We start from the raw sequence: 19453 nt of genomic DNA on the forward strand, positions 1-19453 counted from the left end.
AATTCCTCAGACACCGAAGAGGTCGATGCTGTTTCCTTCAGCCAGGGTCACATACGCCTTTTTCCAGTTGGACCGCTTGCCGAAATTTTTTCCGACGCGCTTTTTCTTTCCGGCGACCAAAACGGTATTGACGTTGTGTACCTTAACCTCGAAGGCCTGTTCGACAGCCTGCTTGATCTCGATCTTGTTGGCGTCAACGGAAACTTCAAAAGCCACGACCTGCCCGGCCTCTTTCTGCAGGCTGGTCTTTTCGGTTATCAACGGCTTCTTAATAATCTGATGCAGTGGTTTCATCAGGCTAACGCTCCTTCCAGATGGGCAACGGCCCCCTCGGTGAGTACCAGGTGCCGGTACTTCATCACATCATAGACGTTGACACCTTCGGCGCGCAAAACCTTGACGTTGGGCAGGTTGCGGGCGGAGAGCTCGACCTTCGCGTCGGCTCCATCGATAACCACCAGGACATTCGAGATATCGAAACGGCTGATAACCTCAATGAACCCCTTGGTGCTGATCTTCTCGAGATCGAAAGCATTGAGCACGGTGAACTTTTCCGCCTTGAATCGGGCCGACAGGGCGCTCTTGAGAGCGGCCTTCTTGACCTTGCGGTTAAGTTTGAAGTTGTAATCGCGCGGATTCGGCCCGAAAGCGGCACCGCCGCCGACATAGTGGGGGGCCCGGATACAGCCTTGACGGGCATTGCCCGTTCCCTTTTGTTTGTAAGGCTTCTTTCCGCCACCCGAGACTTCGCTCCGGGTTTTGGTGGAGGCCGTTCCCTGTCGGCGTGCGGCCTGCTGATAGCGGACCATATCGTGGATCAGGTAACCCTTGACATCGGCGTTGAACACCGCATCAGAGATTTCCCGCTCGGAAACCTGATTCTTATTGATGTCGTAAACTGCAATCCTAGCCATGATCTATCTCCCAAGTCCTCTTATCGAAGGGCTATTTCTTGGCCTTGATGCCCTTGCGGAGCATCACCAGGCTGTTCGTGGCGCCGGGGATCGCTCCCCTGACCAGAATCAGGTTCTGTTCCGGGCGAAGCTCGACAATCTGCAGGTTCTGGGTCGTCACCTGCTCATTTCCCATCTGACCTGCCATCTTCTTGCCCTTGAAGACCCGCGAAGGCCAGGCGCTGCAGCCGATGGAACCGCCGTGACGGTGGAACATCGAGCCGTGGCTCGCCCGTCCTCCGGAAAAGTTCCAGCGTTTGATGACGCCCTGAAAGCCCTTCCCCTTGCTGGTCCCGGTGACATCAATAATGTCGCCGACGCCGAAGATGGTGCCGCAGGTGATCTCATCGCCGACGTTGTACTCATCCACATTGTCAACACGGAATTCACGGAGGTGACGGAAGGCACCGGCGCCGGCTTTTTTGAAATGGCCCATCTCCGGCTGATTCACACGGTGGCTCTTCTTGGCGGCGAAACCGACCTGAAGGGCGTTGTATCCGTCCGTAGCGACAGTTTTCTTCTGCAAAACAACACAGGGGCCGGCCTCGACTACCGTAACCGGGATGCGTCTGCCATCCGCGGCGAAGACCTGGGACATGCCGAGCTTCTTACCCAAGATTCCCTTGATCATTACACAAACCCTTACCTTGATATAGATAGTTTCTAAAGTTTGATCTCAACATCGACCCCAGCGGAGAGGTCGAGTTTCATCAGCGCATCCACCGTCTGCTGGGTGGGCTCCAGAATATCGAGGAGCCGTTTGTGCGTGCGCATTTCGAATTGTTCGCGGCTCTTTTTGTCAACATGCGGTCCACGGAGGACGCAATATTTGTTGATAATGGTCGGCAGCGGAATGGGCCCGGCTATCCTGGCACCGGTACGCTTGGCCGTATCAACGATCTCGTTCACTGACAGATCAAGAAGCTTATGATCATAAGCTTTCAGACGGATTCTAATCTTCTGGCTCGGCATAGTAAGTTCCTCTATTACTCGATAATCTCGCTGACGACGCCGGCACCGACGGTCCGGCCGCCTTCGCGGATGGCGAAGCGCAGTTCCTTGTCCATGGCGATCGGGGTGATCAAATTGACGACCATGGCGATGTTGTCACCAGGCATAACCATCTCGGTCCCCTCGGGGAGCTCGACGATGCCGGTCACGTCGGTGGTCCGGAAGTAGAACTGGGGACGATACCCCTTGAAGAACGGCGTGTGGCGCCCCCCTTCTTCCTTGGTCAGGATGTAGGCCTCGGCCTTGAACTTGGTGTGCGGGGTGATGCTGCCGGGCTTGGCCAGAACCTGGCCGCGCTCGATGTCCTCGCGCTTGACGCCGCGCAGCAGTACGCCGACGTTGTCACCGGCCTGACCCTGATCGAGAAGCTTGCGGAACATCTCGACGCCGGTGACCACGGTCTTGGTGGTCGCCTTCATGCCGACGATTTCGATCTCTTCCTGGATCTTGACGATGCCGCGCTCGATACGACCGGTGGCGACGGTGCCGCGACCGGAGATCGAGAAGACGTCCTCGACCGGCATCAGGAAGGGACGGTCGATGGCCCGCTCGGGGACCGGAATGAAGCTGTCGCAGGCGTCCATCAGGTCGAGGACCGGCTTGCAGGCGGCGCAATCTTCCTTGCCGCAGCCGCACTCGAGGGCCTTGAGAGCGCTGCCGGGGATGATGGGCGTGTCGTCGCCGGGGAAGTCATAGGCGGAGAGAAGCTCGCGGATCTCGAGCTCGACCAGCTCCATGAGCTCCTCGTCGTCCACCATGTCGGCCTTGTTCAAAAAGACGACCATGGAGGGGACGCCGACCTGACGGGCGAGAAGGATGTGCTCGCGGGTCTGGGGCATCGGACCGTCGGCGGCGGAACAGACCAGGATCGCGCCGTCCATCTGAGCGGCACCGGTGATCATGTTCTTGACGTAGTCGGCGTGACCCGGGCAGTCGACATGGGCATAGTGCCGGTTGGCCGTCTCATACTCGACGTGGGCGGTGGCGATGGTGATGCCGCGCTCGCGCTCTTCGGGAGCGTTGTCGATCTGATCGAAGGCCTTGTACACGGCGCCGCCGCGGGATGCCAGCACGTTGGTGATGGCAGCGGTCAGCGTGGTCTTCCCATGGTCGACGTGACCGATGGTCCCGATATTGACATGGGGCTTGGTTCTTTCGAATTTTGCTTTGGCCATGGGAAAGCCCTCCTTGATTTGCTCTTAGCCTTTAACCTTGGCGATAACTTCCTCAGCGATAGCCTTGGGAACCTGCTCGTAGTGGTCGAAGACCATGGAGTAGGTCGCCCGTCCCTGGGTGGAACTGCGCAGATCGGTGGAATAACCGAACATGTTGGCGAGCGGCACGTGAGCGCTGACGGTCTGAGCGCCGCTGCGGCTTTCCATGCCCATGATCTTGCCACGACGGCTGCTGAGATCGCCCATGACATCCCCCATGTATTCCTCGGGGACTACAACTTCGACGGCCATGACGGGCTCGAGGAGTACAGGGCCTGCCTTGGCAGCACCCTCCTTGAATCCCATGGAACCGGCAATCTTGAAAGCCATTTCCGAGGAGTCGACGTCGTGATATGAACCGTCGAAAACCGCGACCCTGACGTCGACGATGGGGAAACCGGCGAGGATACCGTTCAGGGAGGCCTCCTCGGCGCCCTTGCCGATGGCCGGGATATATTCCTTGGGGATAACGCCCCCCTTGGTCTCATCGACGAAGGCAAAGCCGGCCCCGGGCTCCTGAGGCTCGATACGCAGCCAGCAATCGCCATACTGACCACGACCGCCGGACTGGCGAACGAACTTGCCCTGAACCTCGACCTTTTTGGTGATCGACTCACGGTAGGCGACCTGGGGTGCGCCGACGTTGCAGGCGACCTTGAATTCGCGCATCATGCGGTCGATGATGATCTCGAGGTGCAGTTCGCCCATTCCGGAGAGGATGGTCTGCCCGGTCTCTTCGTCGGTGCGGACACGCAGCGAAGGGTCCTCTGCCAGAAGTTTCTGCAGAGCGGTTCCCATCTTCTCCTGGTCGGCCTTGGTTTTCGGCTCGACGGCGACATGGATGACCGGCTCGGGAAATTCCATCGCCTCGAGGAGACAGATTTTCTTCTCATCACAGAGGGTGTCGCCGGTGGTGGTGTATTTAAGACCGACAGCGGCAGCGATGTCGCCGGAAAAGACCTTCTTGATCTCCTCACGCTTATTGGCGTGCATCGCCAGGATGCGGCCGACGCGCTCCCTCTTGTCCTTGGTGGAATTGAGGACGTAAGAGCCCGACTCGATAACGCCGGAGTAGACGCGGAAGAAGGTCAACTGCCCGACGAAGGGGTCGGTCATGATCTTGAAGGCCAGGGCGGCAAAGGGACCGTTGTCATCGGCCGGACGCAGCACTTCAGTCTCCGTGCCGGGAAGAATTCCTCTGATGGCGGGGACATCGATCGGGGAGGGCATGTAATCGACAACGGCATCCAGAAGGTTCTGGACACCCTTGTTTTTGAATGCGGAACCACAGAGAACGGGATTGATATGCAGAGCGATGGTGGCCTTGCGGATTCCGGCCTTGAGCTCTTCATTGGTGAGAGTCTCGCCGCCGAGATACTTTTCCGTCAACTCTTCGTCGTGGGAAGAGACTTCCTCGACCAGTTTCTCCCGTGCCTCTTCGGCAGCAGACAGGAGGTCGGCGGGGATCTCAACGACTTCAAAATTGGCACCGAGGGACTCGTCGTCCCAGACGACAGCCTTCATCTCGACAAGGTCGATGACACCGCGGAAGGTGTCCTCCTTGCCGATCGGCAACTGGATGGGGATGGGATTGGCACCAAGACGGTCGCGCATCATCGACAGGCCCCGACCAAAGTCGGCGCCGATGCGGTCCATCTTGTTTACAAAAGCGATACGGGGGACGCCGTACTTGTCGGCCTGACGCCACACGGTTTCAGACTGGGGCTCGACACCGCCGACCGAACAGAAAACCGCCACAGCGCCGTCGAGCACCTTCAGTGAACGCTCGACCTCGATAGTGAAGTCGACGTGCCCGGGAGTGTCGATAATGTTGATCCGATGATCGTCCCAGAAACAGGTGGTTGCAGCGGAAGTGATCGTGATGCCACGCTCCTGCTCCTGCTCCATCCAGTCCATGGTTGCGGCCCCGTCATGGACCTCACCGATCTTATGCGAAACACCGGTGTAATAGAGAATACGCTCGGTGGTCGTCGTCTTACCGGCGTCAATGTGTGCCATGATGCCGATATTGCGGGTTTTTGTAAGGGATACTTGGCGTGCCACAGTGTTACGTCCTCCAGAGGATCAAACTCGTCGGTTACCAGCGGTAGTGAGCAAAGGCCTTGTTGGCCTCGGCCATCCGGTGGACATCTTCCTTCTTCTTCACGGCCGCACCACGATTGTTGGCCGCATCAAGGAATTCACCAGCCAGGCGCTCCTGCATGGTCTTTTCGCCACGACCGCGAGCGTAGGTGATGATCCAGCGAATCGCCAGCGCATTGCGCCGGTCCGAACGAACCTCCACGGGGACCTGATAGGTGGAACCGCCGACACGACGGGATTTGACCTCAAGCAGGGGACGGATATTATCAAAGGCCTTCTTGAAGATATCCAGGGGCTGCTCGCTGGTCCGTGAAATAATCAGATCAAAGGCACCATAGACGATCTGCTCGGCGGTACTCTTCTTGCCGTCCACCATCACGGCATTCATGAATTTGGCCACCAGGCGATCGTTGTATTTGGGGTCGGGGAAAATTACCCGCTTAGCAACTTCTCTTCTTCTCGGCATGACGTCCTCTCGACTTCTTTTGTTATTTAGGCCGCTTGGCCCCATACTTGGAGCGACTCTTCATCCGTCCCTTGACACCAGCAAGGTCGAGGGTGCCACGGACGATGTGGTAGCGGACGCCCGGAAGGTCCTTGACGCGACCACCACGGATCAGAACCACGGAGTGCTCCTGAAGATTATGCCCGACCCCGGGAATATACGAGGTGACGACGATCCCATTGGTAAGACGCACGCGGGCCACTTTACGAAGAGCCGAGTTCGGCTTCTTCGGGGTCGTGGTATACACACGAGTACACACTCCGCGCTTCTGGGGGTTCCCCTTCAGAGCAGGAGCTGTGGACTTCTTCTCCTTGTTTTCGCGTCCCTTACGGACCAACTGATTAATTGTCGGCATCTAAATCTCCCGATATCACTTATTCGAATAGTTGAAAGAGCAACTGGCTTTTCTGGCTGGAAAAACCCGCTAACATTATCAATCCGACCAGGTATTGTCAAGGGCTTTTTGAGCCGCCTCGTCATTTTTAAACGAGGCGGCTCAAGCCCTTCAATCTTCTACGTTTTCCTCGGCAACGGGGAGCTCGGCCGGAATTTCCTCGTCGTCGAAATCATCAGCGATCATCGGCGGCTCGGGAAGCTCCTCGGGCTCCTCGATCAGCAGCTTGGCACTGCGATACTTGGAGATCCCTGTTCCGGCGGGGATCAGACGGCCCATGATGACGTTTTCCTTGAGGCCGCGCAGGTAATCGACCTTTCCTTCGATCGCCGCCTGGGTGAGGACCTTGGTGGTTTCCTGAAAGGAAGCAGCGGAAATAAAGGACTCGGTGGAAAGGGAGGCCTTGGTGATGCCGAGCATGAGCGGCTCTCCCACCGCCGGTTGGAGTCCTTCGCCAAGAACCCGCTGGTTTTCGACTTCGAACTCCCAGCGCTCCACCTGGTCATCGGGGAGAAAGCGGGTATCCCCGACCTCCTTGATCCGCACCCGGCGCAGCATTTGCCGGACGATGGTCTCGATGTGCTTGTCGTTGATCTTGACCCCCTGCAGGCGGTAGACCTCCTGGACTTCGTCGACAAGATATTTGGCCAATTCCTTCTCGCCGAGAACCCGCAAAATGTCGTGGGGGTTGGAAGAGCCGTCCATCAGCGCCTCGCCGGCCTTGACATAATCGCCCTCGTGGACGCTGATATGCTTCCCTTTGGGAATGAGGTATTCCTTGGCTTCGCCGATTTCCGGGGTGACAATGACCTTGCGTTTCCCCTTGGAGTCCTTGCCGTAGGAAACCACACCGTCGATTTCGGAAATAATGGCAAATTCCTTCGGTTTGCGCGCCTCGAAGAGTTCGGCAACCCGGGGGAGACCTCCGGTGATGTCCTTGGTCTTGGTCGTCTCGCGGGGGATCTTGGCCAGAATATCTCCGGCGCCGATCACCGTGTCTTCATTGACGACGATATTGGCCCCCACGGGGAGCATGTAGCGGGCAGGAGCGCCGTTGGGGAGCTTGGCGGTCTTCCCCTCCTCGTCCTTGAGGGTGATACGCGGACGCTTGTCGCCCAGCTTCGACTCGATGATAACCTTGCGCGACAGGCCGGTGACTTCGTCGACCTGCTCCTCCATGGAGAGACCTTCGATGATATCGCCGAAGCGGACTCGCCCGGCAATCTCGGTGAGGATCGGCATGGTATAGGGGTCCCACTCGGCGAGGAGATTCCCTGTCTGGACAACTCCGTCAGGGGCGATGCGCAACCGGGCGCCGTAAACGACACCATAGCGCTCGCGCTCCCGACCGGTCTCGTCGACAACGGCGATCTCGCCGTTGCGGTTCATGACGACGTGGTTCCCCTGGTTGTCGACGACGGTGTTGAGGTTGATGTACTTGAGAAGACCGTCAAAACGCGCCTCGAGGGAGGTCTGCTCGGCCCGGCGGGAGGCGGTACCGCCGATATGGAAGGTCCGCATCGTCAGCTGGGTCCCCGGCTCGCCGATGGACTGAGCGGCAATGACGCCGACCGCCTCGCCGAGGTTGACCATGTGCCCGCGGGCCAGATCGCGGCCGTAGCAGGTGGCACAGATACCCCGACGGCTCTGGCAGGTCAGCACCGAGCGGATCCTGAGCTTCTCGATGCCGGCTTCCTCGATACGCATCATCAGCGTCTCGTCGATCTCCTGGTTGGTTTCGGCGAGAACCTCGCCGGTCACCGGGTCGAGCACGTCCTCCAGGGAGGTACGCCCGAGGATACGGTCGCCGAGGGGCTCGATGACCTCCCCACCTTCCGTCAGGGAAGAAACGAGGATGCCGTCGAGAGTGCCGCAGTCGTGCTCGGTGATAATGGCGTCCTGGGCGACGTCGACCAGGCGGCGGGTCAGATAACCGGAGTTTGCCGTCTTCAGAGCCGTATCGGCCAGACCCTTGCGGGCACCGTGAGTCGAGATGAAGTACTGGAGGACGGTGAGACCCTCGCGGAAGTTGGCGGTGATGGGGGTTTCGATGATCTCCCCCGACGGCTTGGCCATCAGTCCGCGCATACCGGCCAGCTGACGGATCTGCTGGGCGCTGCCGCGGGCTCCCGAATCGGCCATCATGTGAATGGCGTTGAAGGAGGAGACCTTGACCTGCTCGCCGGTGACGGGATCGGTGAGGACATCCACCGACAGGTTGCTCAGCATGGTCTGGGCGATATCCTCGGTGCACTTGGCCCAGATGTCGATGACCTTGTTGTAGCGCTCGCCGTCAGTGATCAGACCTTCGGTGTACTGCGCCTGGATTTCCGTAACCTCACCGACAGCTTTGTTGATGTAGGTTTCCTTGTTTTTCGGAATGACCATGTCGTCGAGGCAGATGGAGATGCCGGCCAGGGTCGAGAAACGGAAGCCCGTCTCCTTGAGCTTGTCGGCGAGGATGACCGTTTCCTTGGTCCCCGCCAGACGGAAGCTGGCGTCGATCAGATCGGCGACCTGCTTCTTCGACATGACGCGGTTGATGTAGCTGAAGGGGATCGATTCGGGGACCACGTCCCGCAGCAGGACGCGGCCGACGGTCGTTTCCACCAGTTCGGCCTTCCCCCCTTCGGAAGTGACCATCCGCACCCTGACCTTCGCCTGCAGATCGGCCTCCCCGGCGTCATAAGCCATGCGCAGCTCATCGCGGGAGGAGAAAGTCATCCCCGAGCCGAGGACGAAAGCGCGGTCGCGGGTCATATAATAAATGCCGAGGACCATGTCCTGGGACGGAACGATGATCGGCTTGCCGCTGGCCGGGGAGAGGATGTTGTTTGTCGACATCATCAGAACCCGGGCCTCGATCTGACTCTCGATGGAGAGAGGGAGATGCACGGCCATCTGGTCGCCGTCGAAGTCGGCGTTGAAGGCGGTACAGACCAGAGGGTGGAGCTGGATCGCCTTGCCTTCGATAAGAACCGGCTCGAAGGCCTGAATGCCAAGGCGATGCAGGGTCGGAGCACGGTTGAGCATCACCGGGTGCTCCTTGATGACCTCGTCGAGAACGTCCCAGACCTCCGGCTTCTCCTTCTCCACCATCTTTTTGGCGCTTTTGATGGTGGTGCAGAAACCGCGTTCTTCGAGCTTGTTGTAGATAAAAGGTTTGAAGAGCTCGAGGGCCATCTTCTTGGGAAGACCGCACTGGTGCAGTTTGAGCTCGGGACCGACGACGATGACGCTGCGGCCGGAATAGTCGACGCGCTTGCCGAGAAGGTTCTGGCGGAAGCGTCCGCCCTTCCCTTTCAGCATGTCGGAAAGGGACTTCAGGGGGCGCTTGTTGGGCCCGGTGATGGCCCGGCCGCGCCGGCCGTTGTCGAACAGGGCATCCACCGCCTCCTGAAGCATCCGCTTCTCGTTGCGGATGATCACCTCGGGAGCCCGGAGCTCCATCAGGCGCTTGAGGCGGTTATTGCGGTTGATCACCCGGCGGTAAAGGTCGTTGAGGTCGGAGGTCGCAAACCGGCCACCGTCCAGGGGGACGAGGGGGCGCAACTCCGGAGGCAGGACCGGGATGGTCTCGAGAATCATCCACTCGGGGCGGTTGCCGCTCTTGCGGAACGCCTCGACGACCTTGAGGCGTTTGGAGACCTTCTTGCGTTTGGCCTCGCTGGCGGCTTCCTTCATCTCGGCGCGCAACTCCTCCGAGAGGGTGTCGAGATCGAGTTCGGCGAGAAACTCCCGGATCGCCTCGGCACCCATGCCGGCAGTGAACTGCCCGGCGAATTCGTCCATCAACTCCCGGTACTTGTCCTCACTGATGACCTGCCCCTTGACCAGGGTCGTGTCCCCACCATCGAGAATCACATAGGCCTCGAAATAGAGGACCTTCTCCAGTTCCTTGAGGGTCATGTCGACCATCGTCGAGATTCGCGACGGCAACGACTTGAGGAACCAGATATGGGCGACGGGGGTCGCCAGGTCGATATGCCCGAGGCGCTCGCGGCGGACCTTGCTGGGAATAACCTCGACGCCGCACTTCTCGCAGACGATGCCGCGGTGCTTCATGCGCTTGTACTTGCCGCAGTTGCACTCGTAGTCCTTGGTCGGACCGAAGATTTTGGCGCAGAACAGGCCGTCCCGCTCGGGCTTAAAGGTACGGTAATTGATCGTTTCCGGTTTTTTGACTTCACCGAAGGAACGTTCGCGGATCTTCTCAGGCGAGGCCAGCGAAAGCCGGATCGCGTTGAAATTGAGGGGATCCTTCGGTCGATCAAAAAGACTGAAGATATCGTCCAAAGCACATCCTCCTTATGGGATGGTGGTTTATTCTTCTTATTCTTCTTCTTCGAGGAGTTCGACGTCGAGACACAGGGACTGCAGTTCTTTGATCAACACGTTGAAGGACTCGGGGAGCCCGGCCTCCAGCGTCTGCTTCCCTTTAACGATCGCCTCGTACATCCTGGTCCGCCCGGCGACGTCGTCGGACTTGACCGTGAGGAATTCCTGGAGGGCATGAGCGGCCCCATAGGCTTCGAGGGCCCAGACCTCCATCTCGCCGAGACGCTGACCGCCGAACTGCGCCTTCCCTCCCAGCGGCTGCTGGGTGACGAGGCTGTAAGGACCGATGCTGCGGGCGTGGATCTTGTCGTCGACCAGGTGATGGAGCTTGAGCATGTACATGATTCCGACGGTGACCTTCTCCTTGAAGGCGTCACCGGTCTTGCCGTTGTACAAAGTCATCTGGCCGGTGCTGGAGAAGCCTCCACGCTCCATCTCCGCCTTCATCTGGGCTTCGCTGACCCCCTCAAAGACCGGGGACGCCATCGGCACGCCGTTGGAGAGGCGCTTGGCCATGGCCAGAGTGTCCTCCTCGGACAGTCCGTCGATGAAGACGTCGAGCTCCTTGTTGCCGTAGATCTCCTTGACCTTGGCCTTGAGCTTATCCGTGCCGTAATTCTTGTCAAGGTACTCCTGGATCTGCATCCCGAGGCCGCGGGCACCAAGGCCGAGGTGGGTTTCGAGAATCTGGCCGACGTTCATACGCGAAGGAACGCCGAGGGGATTGAGAACGATCTCCACCGGGGTGCCGTCGGCCATGTAGGGCATATCCTCTTCGGGAAGAACCCGGGAGAGGACCCCTTTGTTTCCGTGGCGACCGGCCATCTTGTCGCCGACGGAGAGTTTGCGCTTGATGGCGACGTAGACCTTGACCATCTTGATGACCCCCGGAGGGAGGTCGTCGCCGCGCTTGAGCTTTTCGATCTTATCGGCGAAGACGCCGCGAATCAGCTCCTCGCGATCGCCGAGGCGGGCAAAGAGGGTGGCAACCTTCTCTTCGATCTCGTCGGCCGCGGCCAGCGAAATCTCCTTCCAGCGCTGGAAGGGGACCTTGGCCAGCAGTTCGGCCGTGATCTTCTTCCCCTTGGCCAGCAGGGTCTGCCCCGCCTCGTCGAGGATGGAGACCGCGGCGGTCTGGTTCAGGAGGAGCCCCTGGAGTTTCCCCTTGGCCGAGTCGCGAATGATGCGGATTTCGTCGTTCTGGTCCTTGAGAAGCTTGTCGATTTCAGCCTTCTCAATCAGCTCCGTGCGGCTGTCCTTGTCGGACCCCTTGCGGGAAAAGACGCGGGCGCCGATGACCACCCCTTCGACCCCCGGAGGGACGCGCAGGGAGGTATCGCGGACATCCCCGGCCTTCTCGCCGAAAATGGCCCGCAGCAGCTTCTCTTCGGGAGAGAGCTGGGTCTCCCCCTTGGGGGTGATCTTGCCGACCATGATATCGCCCGGTTGCACCTCGGCGCCGATGCGGATGATGCCGCTCTCGTCGAGGTCGGCCAGAGCATCCTCGCCGAGGTTGGGGATATCGTCGGTGATCTCTTCCTTGCCGAGCTTGGTGTCCCGGGCGACGCACTCGAACTCCTCGATGTGGATCGAGGTATAGCGGTCCTCCTTGATCAGCTTCTCGGAAATCAGGATCGAGTCTTCGAAGTTGTACCCTTCCCAGGGCATGAAGGCGACCAGGACGTTCTGCCCGAGGGCCAGTTCGCCCCACTGGGTCGAAGGGCCGTCGGCGATGATTTCGCCGCGCTTGACCTTGTCGCCGATTTTGACGATCGGCTTCTGGTTGAGACAGGTGTTCTGGTTGGAACGGATGAACTTGGTCAGGGTGTAGATGTCCACCCCGGTTCCGGTCTCATCCACTTCACCCTCGTCGATCTTGACGACGATGCGGGCCGCATCAACACCCTCGACCACACCGTTGTGACGGGCCACCACCGCGGCACCGGAATCGTGAGCCACGATCCGCTCCATCCCCGTACCGACCAGCGGCGCATCGGCCCGCAGCAGGGGGACGGCCTGACGCTGCATATTGGACCCCATCAGGGCCCGGTTGGCGTCGTCATTTTCGAGAAACGGGATCAGCGAGGCGGCGACGGAAACGAGCTGCATGGGCGAAACGTCCATCAACTCGATCTCTTCGCGGTTCATCAGCATGAACTCGCCGTTCTTCCGCGCATTGACCAGTTCATTGACGAACGTCCCGTTTTCGTTGAGAGGGGCGTTGGCCTGGGCGATGGCGTGCCCTTCTTCTTCCAGGGCGGAGAAGTAGCGAATGTCGCTGGTGACCGTCAGATCCTTGACCATCCGGTAAGGAGTCTCGACGAAGCCGTGCTCGTTGATCCGGGCATAGGTTGAAAGGGAAGCGATCAGACCGATATTCGGACCCTCGGGGGTCTCGATGGGACAGACGCGGCCGTAATGGGTCGGATGCACGTCCCGGACCTCAAAGCCGGCCCGCTCGCGGGTCAGACCCCCTGGTCCGAGGGCCGAAAGGCGCCTCTTGTGGGTAATTTCCGACAGCGGGTTGGTCTGGTCCATGAACTGGGAGAGCTGCGAGGAGCCGAAGAACTCCTTGACCACCGCCGAAACCGGCTTGGAGTTGATCAGGTCGTGAGGCATGAGACTGTCGATCTCCTGCAGACTCATCCGCTCCTTGATCGCCCGCTCCATCCGCACCAGGCCGACGCGGTACTGGTTTTCCAGCAGCTCGCCGACAGCACGGATCCGCCGGTTGCCGAGGTGGTCGATATCGTCGATCGCCCCCTTGCCGTTGCGCAGGTCGATGAGGTAGCGCACCACCTGAAGGATGTCTTCCTTGGTGAGGGTGGTGTGCTCGAGGGGCGTTTCCAGCCCCAGCTTGTAGTTGAGCTTGAGACGTCCGACGGCCGAGAGGTCGTAGCGCTCCGGATTGAAGAAGAGGCTCTCGAAAAGGGCCGTGGCGCTGCGTACGGTCGGAGGATCGCCGGGGCGCAGACGGCGGTAGATCTCGATCATCGCGTCTTCGGGAGTGGCGATCCGGTCGAGAACCAGGGTGTCCCGCAGATAGGGTCCGACATAGAGGTGGTCGATGAAGAGAACCTTGAACTCGTTGATCCCCCGGGACCGCAGCTCCTCGAGCTTGGAGGCGGTGATCTCGTCGTTGCATTCGACGAGGACCTCACCGGTCGCCGTGTCGATGATGTCGGTGGAAGCGATCTTGCCGAGCACGTCCTCTTCAAGAATGCGGATGAACTCGATTCCCTTTTCGGAGAGCTTGCGGATCGCCGCCTTGGTGAACTTGCGGTTGGCCTTGACTAGGACTTCGCCGTCTTCGGCCACGACATCGAAGCTGGCCTTCTGCCCGGGGAGAAGGTCGACGTTGAGACGTTTTTTGTAGCCGGCGCCGTCGATGAAAATCTGGTCGGCGTCGTAATAATAGTTGAGAAGTTCCTCTGCGGAGTATCCGAGGGCCTTGAGAAGCACGGTCGCCGGCAGCTTGCGGCGGCGGTCGATACGCACGTAGAGGATGTCTTTATGATCAAAGTCGAAGTCGAGCCAGGAACCGCGATAGGGGATCACCCGGGCGTTATAGAGAATCTTGCCGCTCGAGTGGGTCTTTCCCTTGTCGTGGTCGAGGAAGACACCGGGAGACCGGTGCAGCTGGCTGACGATGACTCTTTCAGTCCCATTAATGATGAAAGTCCCGTTTTCAGTCATGAGCGGGATCTCACCGAAGTAGACCTCCTGCTCCTTGATGTCGCGGATTGATTGGACCCCCGACTCCTTGTCGACGTCCCAGGAGACCAGGCGGACCCGGACCTTGACGGGAGCGGCAAAGGTCATTCCCCGCTGGTGGCACTCGTCCACATCGTACTTGGGCGTACCGAGGGAGTAGGAGACATATTCTAGTGAACAGGTTTCGCTGAAATCACGGATCGGAAACACGGAACGAAAAACGGCTTCAAGGCCGATGTTCTGCCGCGCCGAAGGAGGAAGCTCCGCCTGGAGGAAACGCTTGTAGGAGTTTTTCTGGATATCAATGAGGTTGGGTATGTCGATGATCCTCTTGATCTCGGCAAAATGTTTCCTCAGAAGCTGGTTATTCGCAACCGAATAAGCCATGGTTTCTCCTTTAGGTAACGAAAGTAGAATAGCCAAGGCCGCACAAGGCGACCTTGGCTAAGGGCTAAACGTTTCGGACAGGAACTACTTGAGCTCCACTTTCGCGCCGGCTTCTTCGAGCTGCTTCTTGAGCTCTTCGGCATCGGCTTTGGAAACGCCCTCTTTGACGGTCTGGGGAGCGCCGTCGACGAGATCTTTGGCTTCCTTGAGGCCGAGACCGGTCACGGCACGAACGACCTTGATGACGTTGATTTTCTTTTCGCCGCAGTTGGCGAGAATGACGTCGAACTCATCCTTTTCCTCGACGACGGCGGCGGCAGCAGCCGGGCCGGCAGCGACGGCCACGGGGGCGGAAGCGGAAACGCCGAATTTCTCTTCGAGTTCCTTGACCAGACCGGCCAGTTCGAGAACGGTCATTTTTTCGATGAATTCAACAACCTGCGCTTTGGTGATGTCAGCCATGAGATATATTCCTCCGTATCGGTTCGTATGTGGGGTCGAATGGGGCGAGATGGATCAGGCGGCTTTTTTGTCTTGGATCGCGGCAAGAACCTGGACCAGCGATCTCGGGACGGCAGCCAGAACCCCGACCATGTTGCTGGCCGGAGCGTTGAGCGATCCGAGCAGCTTGGCGAGCAGAACTTCACGGCTCGGCAGTTCGGCCAGGGCCTTGATGTCCTCGATGCTGAGAACCTTGCCGTCAAGGGCACCGATCTTCAACTCGAATTTTGCATGAGTCTTGGCGAACTCGGCCATGATCTTGGCCGGAGCGACCGGATCTTCGGTTGCAATGGCGATCGCCGTCGGCCCTTGCAGGTAACTGTCAAGGCACTCCAGACTGGTGTCCTTGGCAGCAAGGCGCAGCAGGGTGTTTTTGACGACCTGATACTCCACGCCGACATTGCGCAGCTCTGTGCGCAGTTTATTGACCTGGTCGACCGTCAGTCCACGGTAATCCGCCAGAAACGCCGCCTTGGCCTTGGCCAACTTGACGCTCAGGTCCTGAACAACTTGCTGTTTACTGTCTCTGTTCAACGTCTCTCCTCCTTTCGTTGTGATGTGGGGACCCTAAATGTCCCGAGCCCCAGTCAGAGGTCATGGAGAGAGACGGACAAACCGTCGCCCCAATTTCAGCCTCGGCAGGCGGCATCGCCATTAGACACCCCGTCGGGGGCGTACCTGCTGTCTTTGACCAGGAGCGTAGCAAAAATCCTGCACCCAAAAAGGGTACAGGCAGGTTACTTGACCTGCGCCTGTACCGAGGGAACGTCAATATTGACCCCCGGTCCCATGGTGCTTGAGATACAGATTTTCTTCAGGTAGATCCCCTTGGCGGTCGACGGCTTGGCCTTGATCAGGGCATCCATCAGGGCCAGAACGTTGCCGTGAAGTTTGTCGCCATCGAAGGAGACCTTGCCGACCGGCGCATGAACGATGCCGGCCTTTTCGACGCGGTATTCGATCTTGCCGGACTTGGATTCGGTGACGGCGCGGCTGATATCGAAGGTCACCGTGCCGACCTTGGGGTTGGGCATCAGACCGCGGGGGCCGAGGATCTTGCCGATCTTGCCGACAGTACCCATCATGTCCGGGGTGGCGATGGCGGTATCGAACTCGAACCAGCCCCCCTGGATCTTGGCCACCAGATCATCGGCACCGACGAAGTCGGCGCCGGCGTCGGTCGCTTCCTGGGCCTTTTCGCCCTTGGCGAAGACCAGAACCCGCACCTTCTTGCCGAGCCCGTTGGGAAGGACCACGGCGCCACGGACCATCTGGTCGGCTTTCCGCGGATCGACTCCGAGGCGGACCGTGAGATCAACGGTTTCATCAAACTTGACGAAGGAGGCGTCCTTGACCAGAGCGATGGCCTCTTCGAGAGAGTACACCCGGGTCCGGTCGACCTTCCCCTTGGCTATTTTAAGGTTTTTTGCTGTAGGCATGTGATCACTCCAGATTCTGCCAAAAATTAGACGATTTCAAGACCCATGCTGCGCGCCGTACCCTCGATGGTGCGCACCGCCGCCTCGACATCGAAAGCGTTGAGATCAGGCATCTTGAGTTTGGCGATTTCCAGGACCTGATCCTTGGTCACCTTCCCGACCTTGTTCTTGTTGGGAACCCCGGACCCCTTGGGAATCTTGGCGGCTTTGAGCAGCAACACCGCGGCGGGGGGCGTTTTGGTAATGAACGTAAACGAGCGGTCAGCATAAACGGTAATGACGACAGGGATGATGAGACCTTCATCACCCTGGGTCTTGGCGTTGTACGCCTTGCAGAATTCCATGATATTGACCCCGTGCTGACCGAGCGCGGGACCAACCGGAGGCGAAGGGTTCGCTTTGCCGGCAGGAATCTGTAGCTTTATCAATCCAACAACCTTCTTGGCCATGAGCTACTCCTTCATATTGGTTCAAGATTCAAGTCCAATGTCCAAGGTTCAAGAAATCCTTGAACATCAAACACAGAACATTGAACGTCCAGCCTCAGCTGGTTTTCTCTACCTGTATAAATTCAAGTTCCACCGGGGTCACCCGGCCGAAAATACTGACCATGACTTTGAGTTTGGCCTTGTCCGGCTTGACGTCTTCGACGACGCCCGTGAAGTTGAGGAAAGGACCGTCGACAACCCTGACCGTTTCGCCGACCTCGAAGGCCACCTTCGGCTTCGGTCGTTCGACCCCTTCTTCCATGCGGGTGGTGATCTTGGCCACCTCCTCGTCGGGAATGGCCGGAGGAGACGAGCCGCCACCGACAAATCCGGTCACCTTGGGGGTGTCCTTGACGATATGCCAGGTCTCGTTGTTCAGTTCCATCCGCACAAGGATGTAGCCGGGGAAAAACTTGCGGGTGGAGGTCTTCCGCTCCCCGTTCTTGAGTTCAACCACAGTCTCGGAAGGGATCAGCACTTCGCCGAAGGACTCTTCGGCCCCCAGCTGGCGGATCCGCTCCTCGAGATTGAGCTTGACCTTGTTTTCGAAGCCAGAATACGTATGGACTCCGTACCACTTCATTGCCATAGCTGCCTTCCCTGATTCCATCAGCGCAAGAGAGTCCGGATCACAGCCGAAAGAACCGAATCGACCCCCCACAGAAAGACGGCAACAGCCAGGACCAGGGCAATGACCACCAGCGTCGAAGCGTAAGTGTCCTTCCTGGTGGGCCAGGTCACCTTCTCTAACTCAACTTTGACATTGCTGAGAAACTGCGTCGTTTTTCCTAGCACTATTCAAGACCCTCGCGGAGATGTGGCATTAAAGTGGCAGGCCAGGAGGGACTCGAACCCCCAACACCCGGTTTTGGAGACCGGTGCTCTAGCCATTAGAGCTACTGGCCTGCATACAAAAAGCCACAGCGCTCTGCGGCTCTTCACCTGTTCCCTCGGGCGACTACTTGGTTTCCCGGTGAGGGGTGTGTTTCTGACAGAACCGGCAATATTTATTGAATTCCAGCTTGTCAGGCGTCGTTTTCTTGTTCTTGGTCGTGGTGTAGTTGCGCTGTTTACATTCAGTGCAAGACAGGGTAACGATGTCGCGCATGTCGTTTTCCTTCAACACCCTCCCCGGGGAACCGGAGAGGGTGGCTGATTGATGGTTTTTACTCGATAATCTCGCTGACGACGCCGGCACCGACGGTCCGGCCGCCTTCGCGGATGGCGAAGCGCAGTTCCTTGTCCATGGCGATCGGGGTGATCAAATTGACGACCATGGCGATGTTGTCACCAGGCATAACCATCTCGGTCCCCTCGGGGAGCTCGACGATGCCGGTCACGTCGGTGGTCCGGAAGTAGAACTGGGGACGATACCCCTTGAAGAACGGCGTGTGGCGCCCCCCTTCTTCCTTGGTCAGGATGTAGGCCTCGGCCTTGAACTTGGTATGCGGGGTGATGCTGCCGGGCTTGGCCAGAACCTGGCCGCGCTCGATGTCCTCGCGCTTGACGCCGCGCAGCAGTACGCCGACGTTGTCACCGGCCTGACCCTGATCGAGAAGCTTGCGGAACATCTCGACGCCGGTGACCACGGTCTTGGTGGTCGCCTTCATGCCGACGATTTCGATCTCTTCCTGGATCTTGACGATGCCGCGCTCGATACGACCGGTGGCGACGGTGCCGCGACCGGAGATCGAGAAGACGTCCTCGACCGGCATCAGGAAGGGGCGGTCGACGGCCCGCTCGGGGACCGGAATGAAGCTGTCGCAGGCGTCCATCAGGTCGAGGACCGGCTTGCAGGCGGCGCAATCTTCCTTGCCGCAGCCGCACTCGAGGGCCTTGAGAGCGCTGCCGGGGATGATGGGCGTGTCGTCGCCGGGAAAGTCATAGGCGGAGAGAAGCTCGCGGATCTCGAGCTCGACCAGCTCCATGAGCTCCTCGTCGTCCACCATGTCGGCCTTGTTCAAAAAGACGACCATGGAGGGGACGCCGACCTGACGGGCGAGAAGGATGTGCTCGCGGGTCTGGGGCATCGGACCGTCGGCGGCGGAACAGACCAGGATCGCACCGTCCATCTGAGCGGCACCGGTGATCATGTTCTTGACGTAGTCGGCGTGACCCGGGCAGTCGACATGGGCATAGTGCCGGTTGGCCGTCTCATACTCGACGTGGGCGGTGGCGATGGTGATGCCGCGCTCGCGCTCTTCGGGAGCGTTGTCGATCTGATCGAAGGCCTTGTACACGGCGCCGCCGCGGGATGCCAGCACGTTGGTGATGGCAGCGGTCAGCGTGGTCTTCCCATGGTCGACGTGACCGATGGTCCCGATATTGACATGGGGCTTGGTTCTTTCGAATTTTGCTTTGGCCATTGTTTCAACCTCCCTTTGTTCTCAGGAATATTCTCGCCTA

General features: G+C 59.0%; 18 protein-coding genes and 1 tRNA gene. All 19 read right to left on the reverse strand.

All coding sequences use genetic code 11. From position 1 onward, the window contains the following. Positions 1-6: 6 nt before the first annotated feature. Positions 7-294, reverse strand: coding sequence for a 50S ribosomal protein L23 (locus DSOUD_RS13935; protein WP_053551581.1), 288 nt, complete (start codon positions 292-294; stop codon positions 7-9). After that, complete coding sequence (gene rplD / locus DSOUD_RS13940; RefSeq protein ID WP_053551582.1) at positions 294-914, reverse strand: 50S ribosomal protein L4; 621 nt, start codon at positions 912-914, stop codon at positions 294-296. Before rplD ends, DSOUD_RS13935 begins: the two co-directional genes overlap by 1 nt. A gap of 31 nt (positions 915-945) precedes the next feature. Then, positions 946-1584: a 50S ribosomal protein L3 gene (gene rplC / locus DSOUD_RS13945; protein ID WP_053551583.1), complete on the reverse strand. Its 639-nt coding sequence runs from the start codon at positions 1582-1584 to the stop codon at positions 946-948. Positions 1585-1616: 32 nt separating this feature from the next. Further along, a complete protein-coding gene (gene rpsJ, locus DSOUD_RS13950; protein WP_053551584.1) occupies positions 1617-1925 on the reverse strand; it encodes a 30S ribosomal protein S10 in 309 nt (102 codons plus the stop codon). Positions 1926-1939: 14 nt separating this feature from the next. Further along, positions 1940-3139 (reverse strand): elongation factor Tu, encoded by a 1200-nt coding sequence (gene tuf, locus DSOUD_RS13955; RefSeq protein WP_053551585.1) that lies wholly within the window; start codon positions 3137-3139, stop codon positions 1940-1942. A 24-nt stretch (positions 3140-3163) separates the two neighbouring features. After that, positions 3164-5242: an elongation factor G gene (gene fusA / locus DSOUD_RS13960; protein WP_053551586.1), complete on the reverse strand. Its 2079-nt coding sequence runs from the start codon at positions 5240-5242 to the stop codon at positions 3164-3166. A gap of 34 nt (positions 5243-5276) precedes the next feature. Continuing rightward, complete coding sequence (gene rpsG, locus DSOUD_RS13965) at positions 5277-5747, reverse strand: 30S ribosomal protein S7 (RefSeq protein WP_053551587.1); 471 nt, start codon at positions 5745-5747, stop codon at positions 5277-5279. A gap of 22 nt (positions 5748-5769) precedes the next feature. Further along, on the reverse strand, positions 5770-6141 hold the full coding sequence (rpsL, locus tag DSOUD_RS13970; RefSeq protein ID WP_053551588.1) for a 30S ribosomal protein S12: 372 nt from the start codon (positions 6139-6141) through the stop codon (positions 5770-5772). A gap of 150 nt (positions 6142-6291) precedes the next feature. Continuing rightward, positions 6292-10476 (reverse strand): DNA-directed RNA polymerase subunit beta', encoded by a 4185-nt coding sequence (gene rpoC / locus DSOUD_RS13975; protein WP_053551589.1) that lies wholly within the window; start codon positions 10474-10476, stop codon positions 6292-6294. A gap of 36 nt (positions 10477-10512) precedes the next feature. Then, positions 10513-14619, reverse strand: a complete 4107-nt coding sequence (gene rpoB, locus DSOUD_RS13980) for a DNA-directed RNA polymerase subunit beta (protein ID WP_053551590.1) — start codon at positions 14617-14619, stop codon at positions 10513-10515. 84 nt (positions 14620-14703) lie between these two features. Beyond that, positions 14704-15081: a 50S ribosomal protein L7/L12 gene (gene rplL / locus DSOUD_RS13985; RefSeq protein ID WP_053551591.1), complete on the reverse strand. Its 378-nt coding sequence runs from the start codon at positions 15079-15081 to the stop codon at positions 14704-14706. Positions 15082-15135: 54 nt separating this feature from the next. Next, positions 15136-15654 (reverse strand): 50S ribosomal protein L10, encoded by a 519-nt coding sequence (rplJ, locus tag DSOUD_RS13990; protein ID WP_053551592.1) that lies wholly within the window; start codon positions 15652-15654, stop codon positions 15136-15138. 203 nt (positions 15655-15857) lie between these two features. After that, positions 15858-16559, reverse strand: a complete 702-nt coding sequence (rplA, locus tag DSOUD_RS13995; RefSeq protein WP_053551593.1) for a 50S ribosomal protein L1 — start codon at positions 16557-16559, stop codon at positions 15858-15860. A 26-nt stretch (positions 16560-16585) separates the two neighbouring features. Next, positions 16586-17008: a 50S ribosomal protein L11 gene (rplK, locus tag DSOUD_RS14000; RefSeq protein ID WP_053551594.1), complete on the reverse strand. Its 423-nt coding sequence runs from the start codon at positions 17006-17008 to the stop codon at positions 16586-16588. A 94-nt stretch (positions 17009-17102) separates the two neighbouring features. Further along, positions 17103-17636 carry a transcription termination/antitermination protein NusG gene (nusG, locus tag DSOUD_RS14005; protein WP_053551595.1) on the reverse strand — a complete coding sequence of 178 codons (534 nt, stop codon included), beginning with the start codon at positions 17634-17636 and terminating at the stop codon, positions 17103-17105. 20 nt (positions 17637-17656) lie between these two features. After that, a complete protein-coding gene (gene secE, locus DSOUD_RS14010; protein WP_053551596.1) occupies positions 17657-17842 on the reverse strand; it encodes a preprotein translocase subunit SecE in 186 nt (61 codons plus the stop codon). 34 nt (positions 17843-17876) lie between these two features. Then, positions 17877-17953 (reverse strand) — tRNA-Trp (locus DSOUD_RS14015). 52 nt (positions 17954-18005) lie between these two features. Next, positions 18006-18155: a 50S ribosomal protein L33 gene (gene rpmG / locus DSOUD_RS14020; protein ID WP_053551597.1), complete on the reverse strand. Its 150-nt coding sequence runs from the start codon at positions 18153-18155 to the stop codon at positions 18006-18008. 58 nt (positions 18156-18213) lie between these two features. Then, on the reverse strand, positions 18214-19413 hold the full coding sequence (gene tuf, locus DSOUD_RS14025) for an elongation factor Tu (protein WP_053551598.1): 1200 nt from the start codon (positions 19411-19413) through the stop codon (positions 18214-18216). Between the last annotated feature and the right edge of the window lie 40 nt (positions 19414-19453).

This window comes from Desulfuromonas soudanensis (assembly GCF_001278055.1).
Classification (GTDB): Bacteria; Desulfobacterota; Desulfuromonadia; order Desulfuromonadales; family WTL; genus Deferrimonas; species Deferrimonas soudanensis.

Excerpts from the sequence above, each read along its gene's own strand:
- DSOUD_RS13935 (WP_053551581.1), bottom strand. The coding sequence starts at position 294 with ATGAAACCACTGCATCAGATTATTAAGAAGCCGTTGATAACCGAAAAG.
- rplD (WP_053551582.1), bottom strand. The coding sequence starts at position 914 with ATGGCTAGGATTGCAGTTTACGACATCAATAAGAATCAGGTTTCCGAG.
- rplC (WP_053551583.1), bottom strand. The coding sequence starts at position 1,584 with ATGATCAAGGGAATCTTGGGTAAGAAGCTCGGCATGTCCCAGGTCTTC.
- rpsJ (WP_053551584.1), bottom strand. The coding sequence starts at position 1,925 with ATGCCGAGCCAGAAGATTAGAATCCGTCTGAAAGCTTATGATCATAAG.
- tuf (WP_053551585.1), bottom strand. The coding sequence starts at position 3,139 with ATGGCCAAAGCAAAATTCGAAAGAACCAAGCCCCATGTCAATATCGGG.
- rpsG (WP_053551587.1), bottom strand. The coding sequence starts at position 5,747 with ATGCCGAGAAGAAGAGAAGTTGCTAAGCGGGTAATTTTCCCCGACCCC.
- rpsL (WP_053551588.1), bottom strand. The coding sequence starts at position 6,141 with ATGCCGACAATTAATCAGTTGGTCCGTAAGGGACGCGAAAACAAGGAG.
- rpoB (WP_053551590.1), bottom strand. The coding sequence starts at position 14,619 with ATGGCTTATTCGGTTGCGAATAACCAGCTTCTGAGGAAACATTTTGCC.
- rplL (WP_053551591.1), bottom strand. The coding sequence starts at position 15,081 with ATGGCTGACATCACCAAAGCGCAGGTTGTTGAATTCATCGAAAAAATG.
- rplA (WP_053551593.1), bottom strand. The coding sequence starts at position 16,559 with ATGCCTACAGCAAAAAACCTTAAAATAGCCAAGGGGAAGGTCGACCGG.
- rplK (WP_053551594.1), bottom strand. The coding sequence starts at position 17,008 with ATGGCCAAGAAGGTTGTTGGATTGATAAAGCTACAGATTCCTGCCGGC.
- nusG (WP_053551595.1), bottom strand. The coding sequence starts at position 17,636 with ATGGCAATGAAGTGGTACGGAGTCCATACGTATTCTGGCTTCGAAAAC.
- rpmG (WP_053551597.1), bottom strand. The coding sequence starts at position 18,155 with ATGCGCGACATCGTTACCCTGTCTTGCACTGAATGTAAACAGCGCAAC.
- tuf (WP_053551598.1), bottom strand. The coding sequence starts at position 19,413 with ATGGCCAAAGCAAAATTCGAAAGAACCAAGCCCCATGTCAATATCGGG.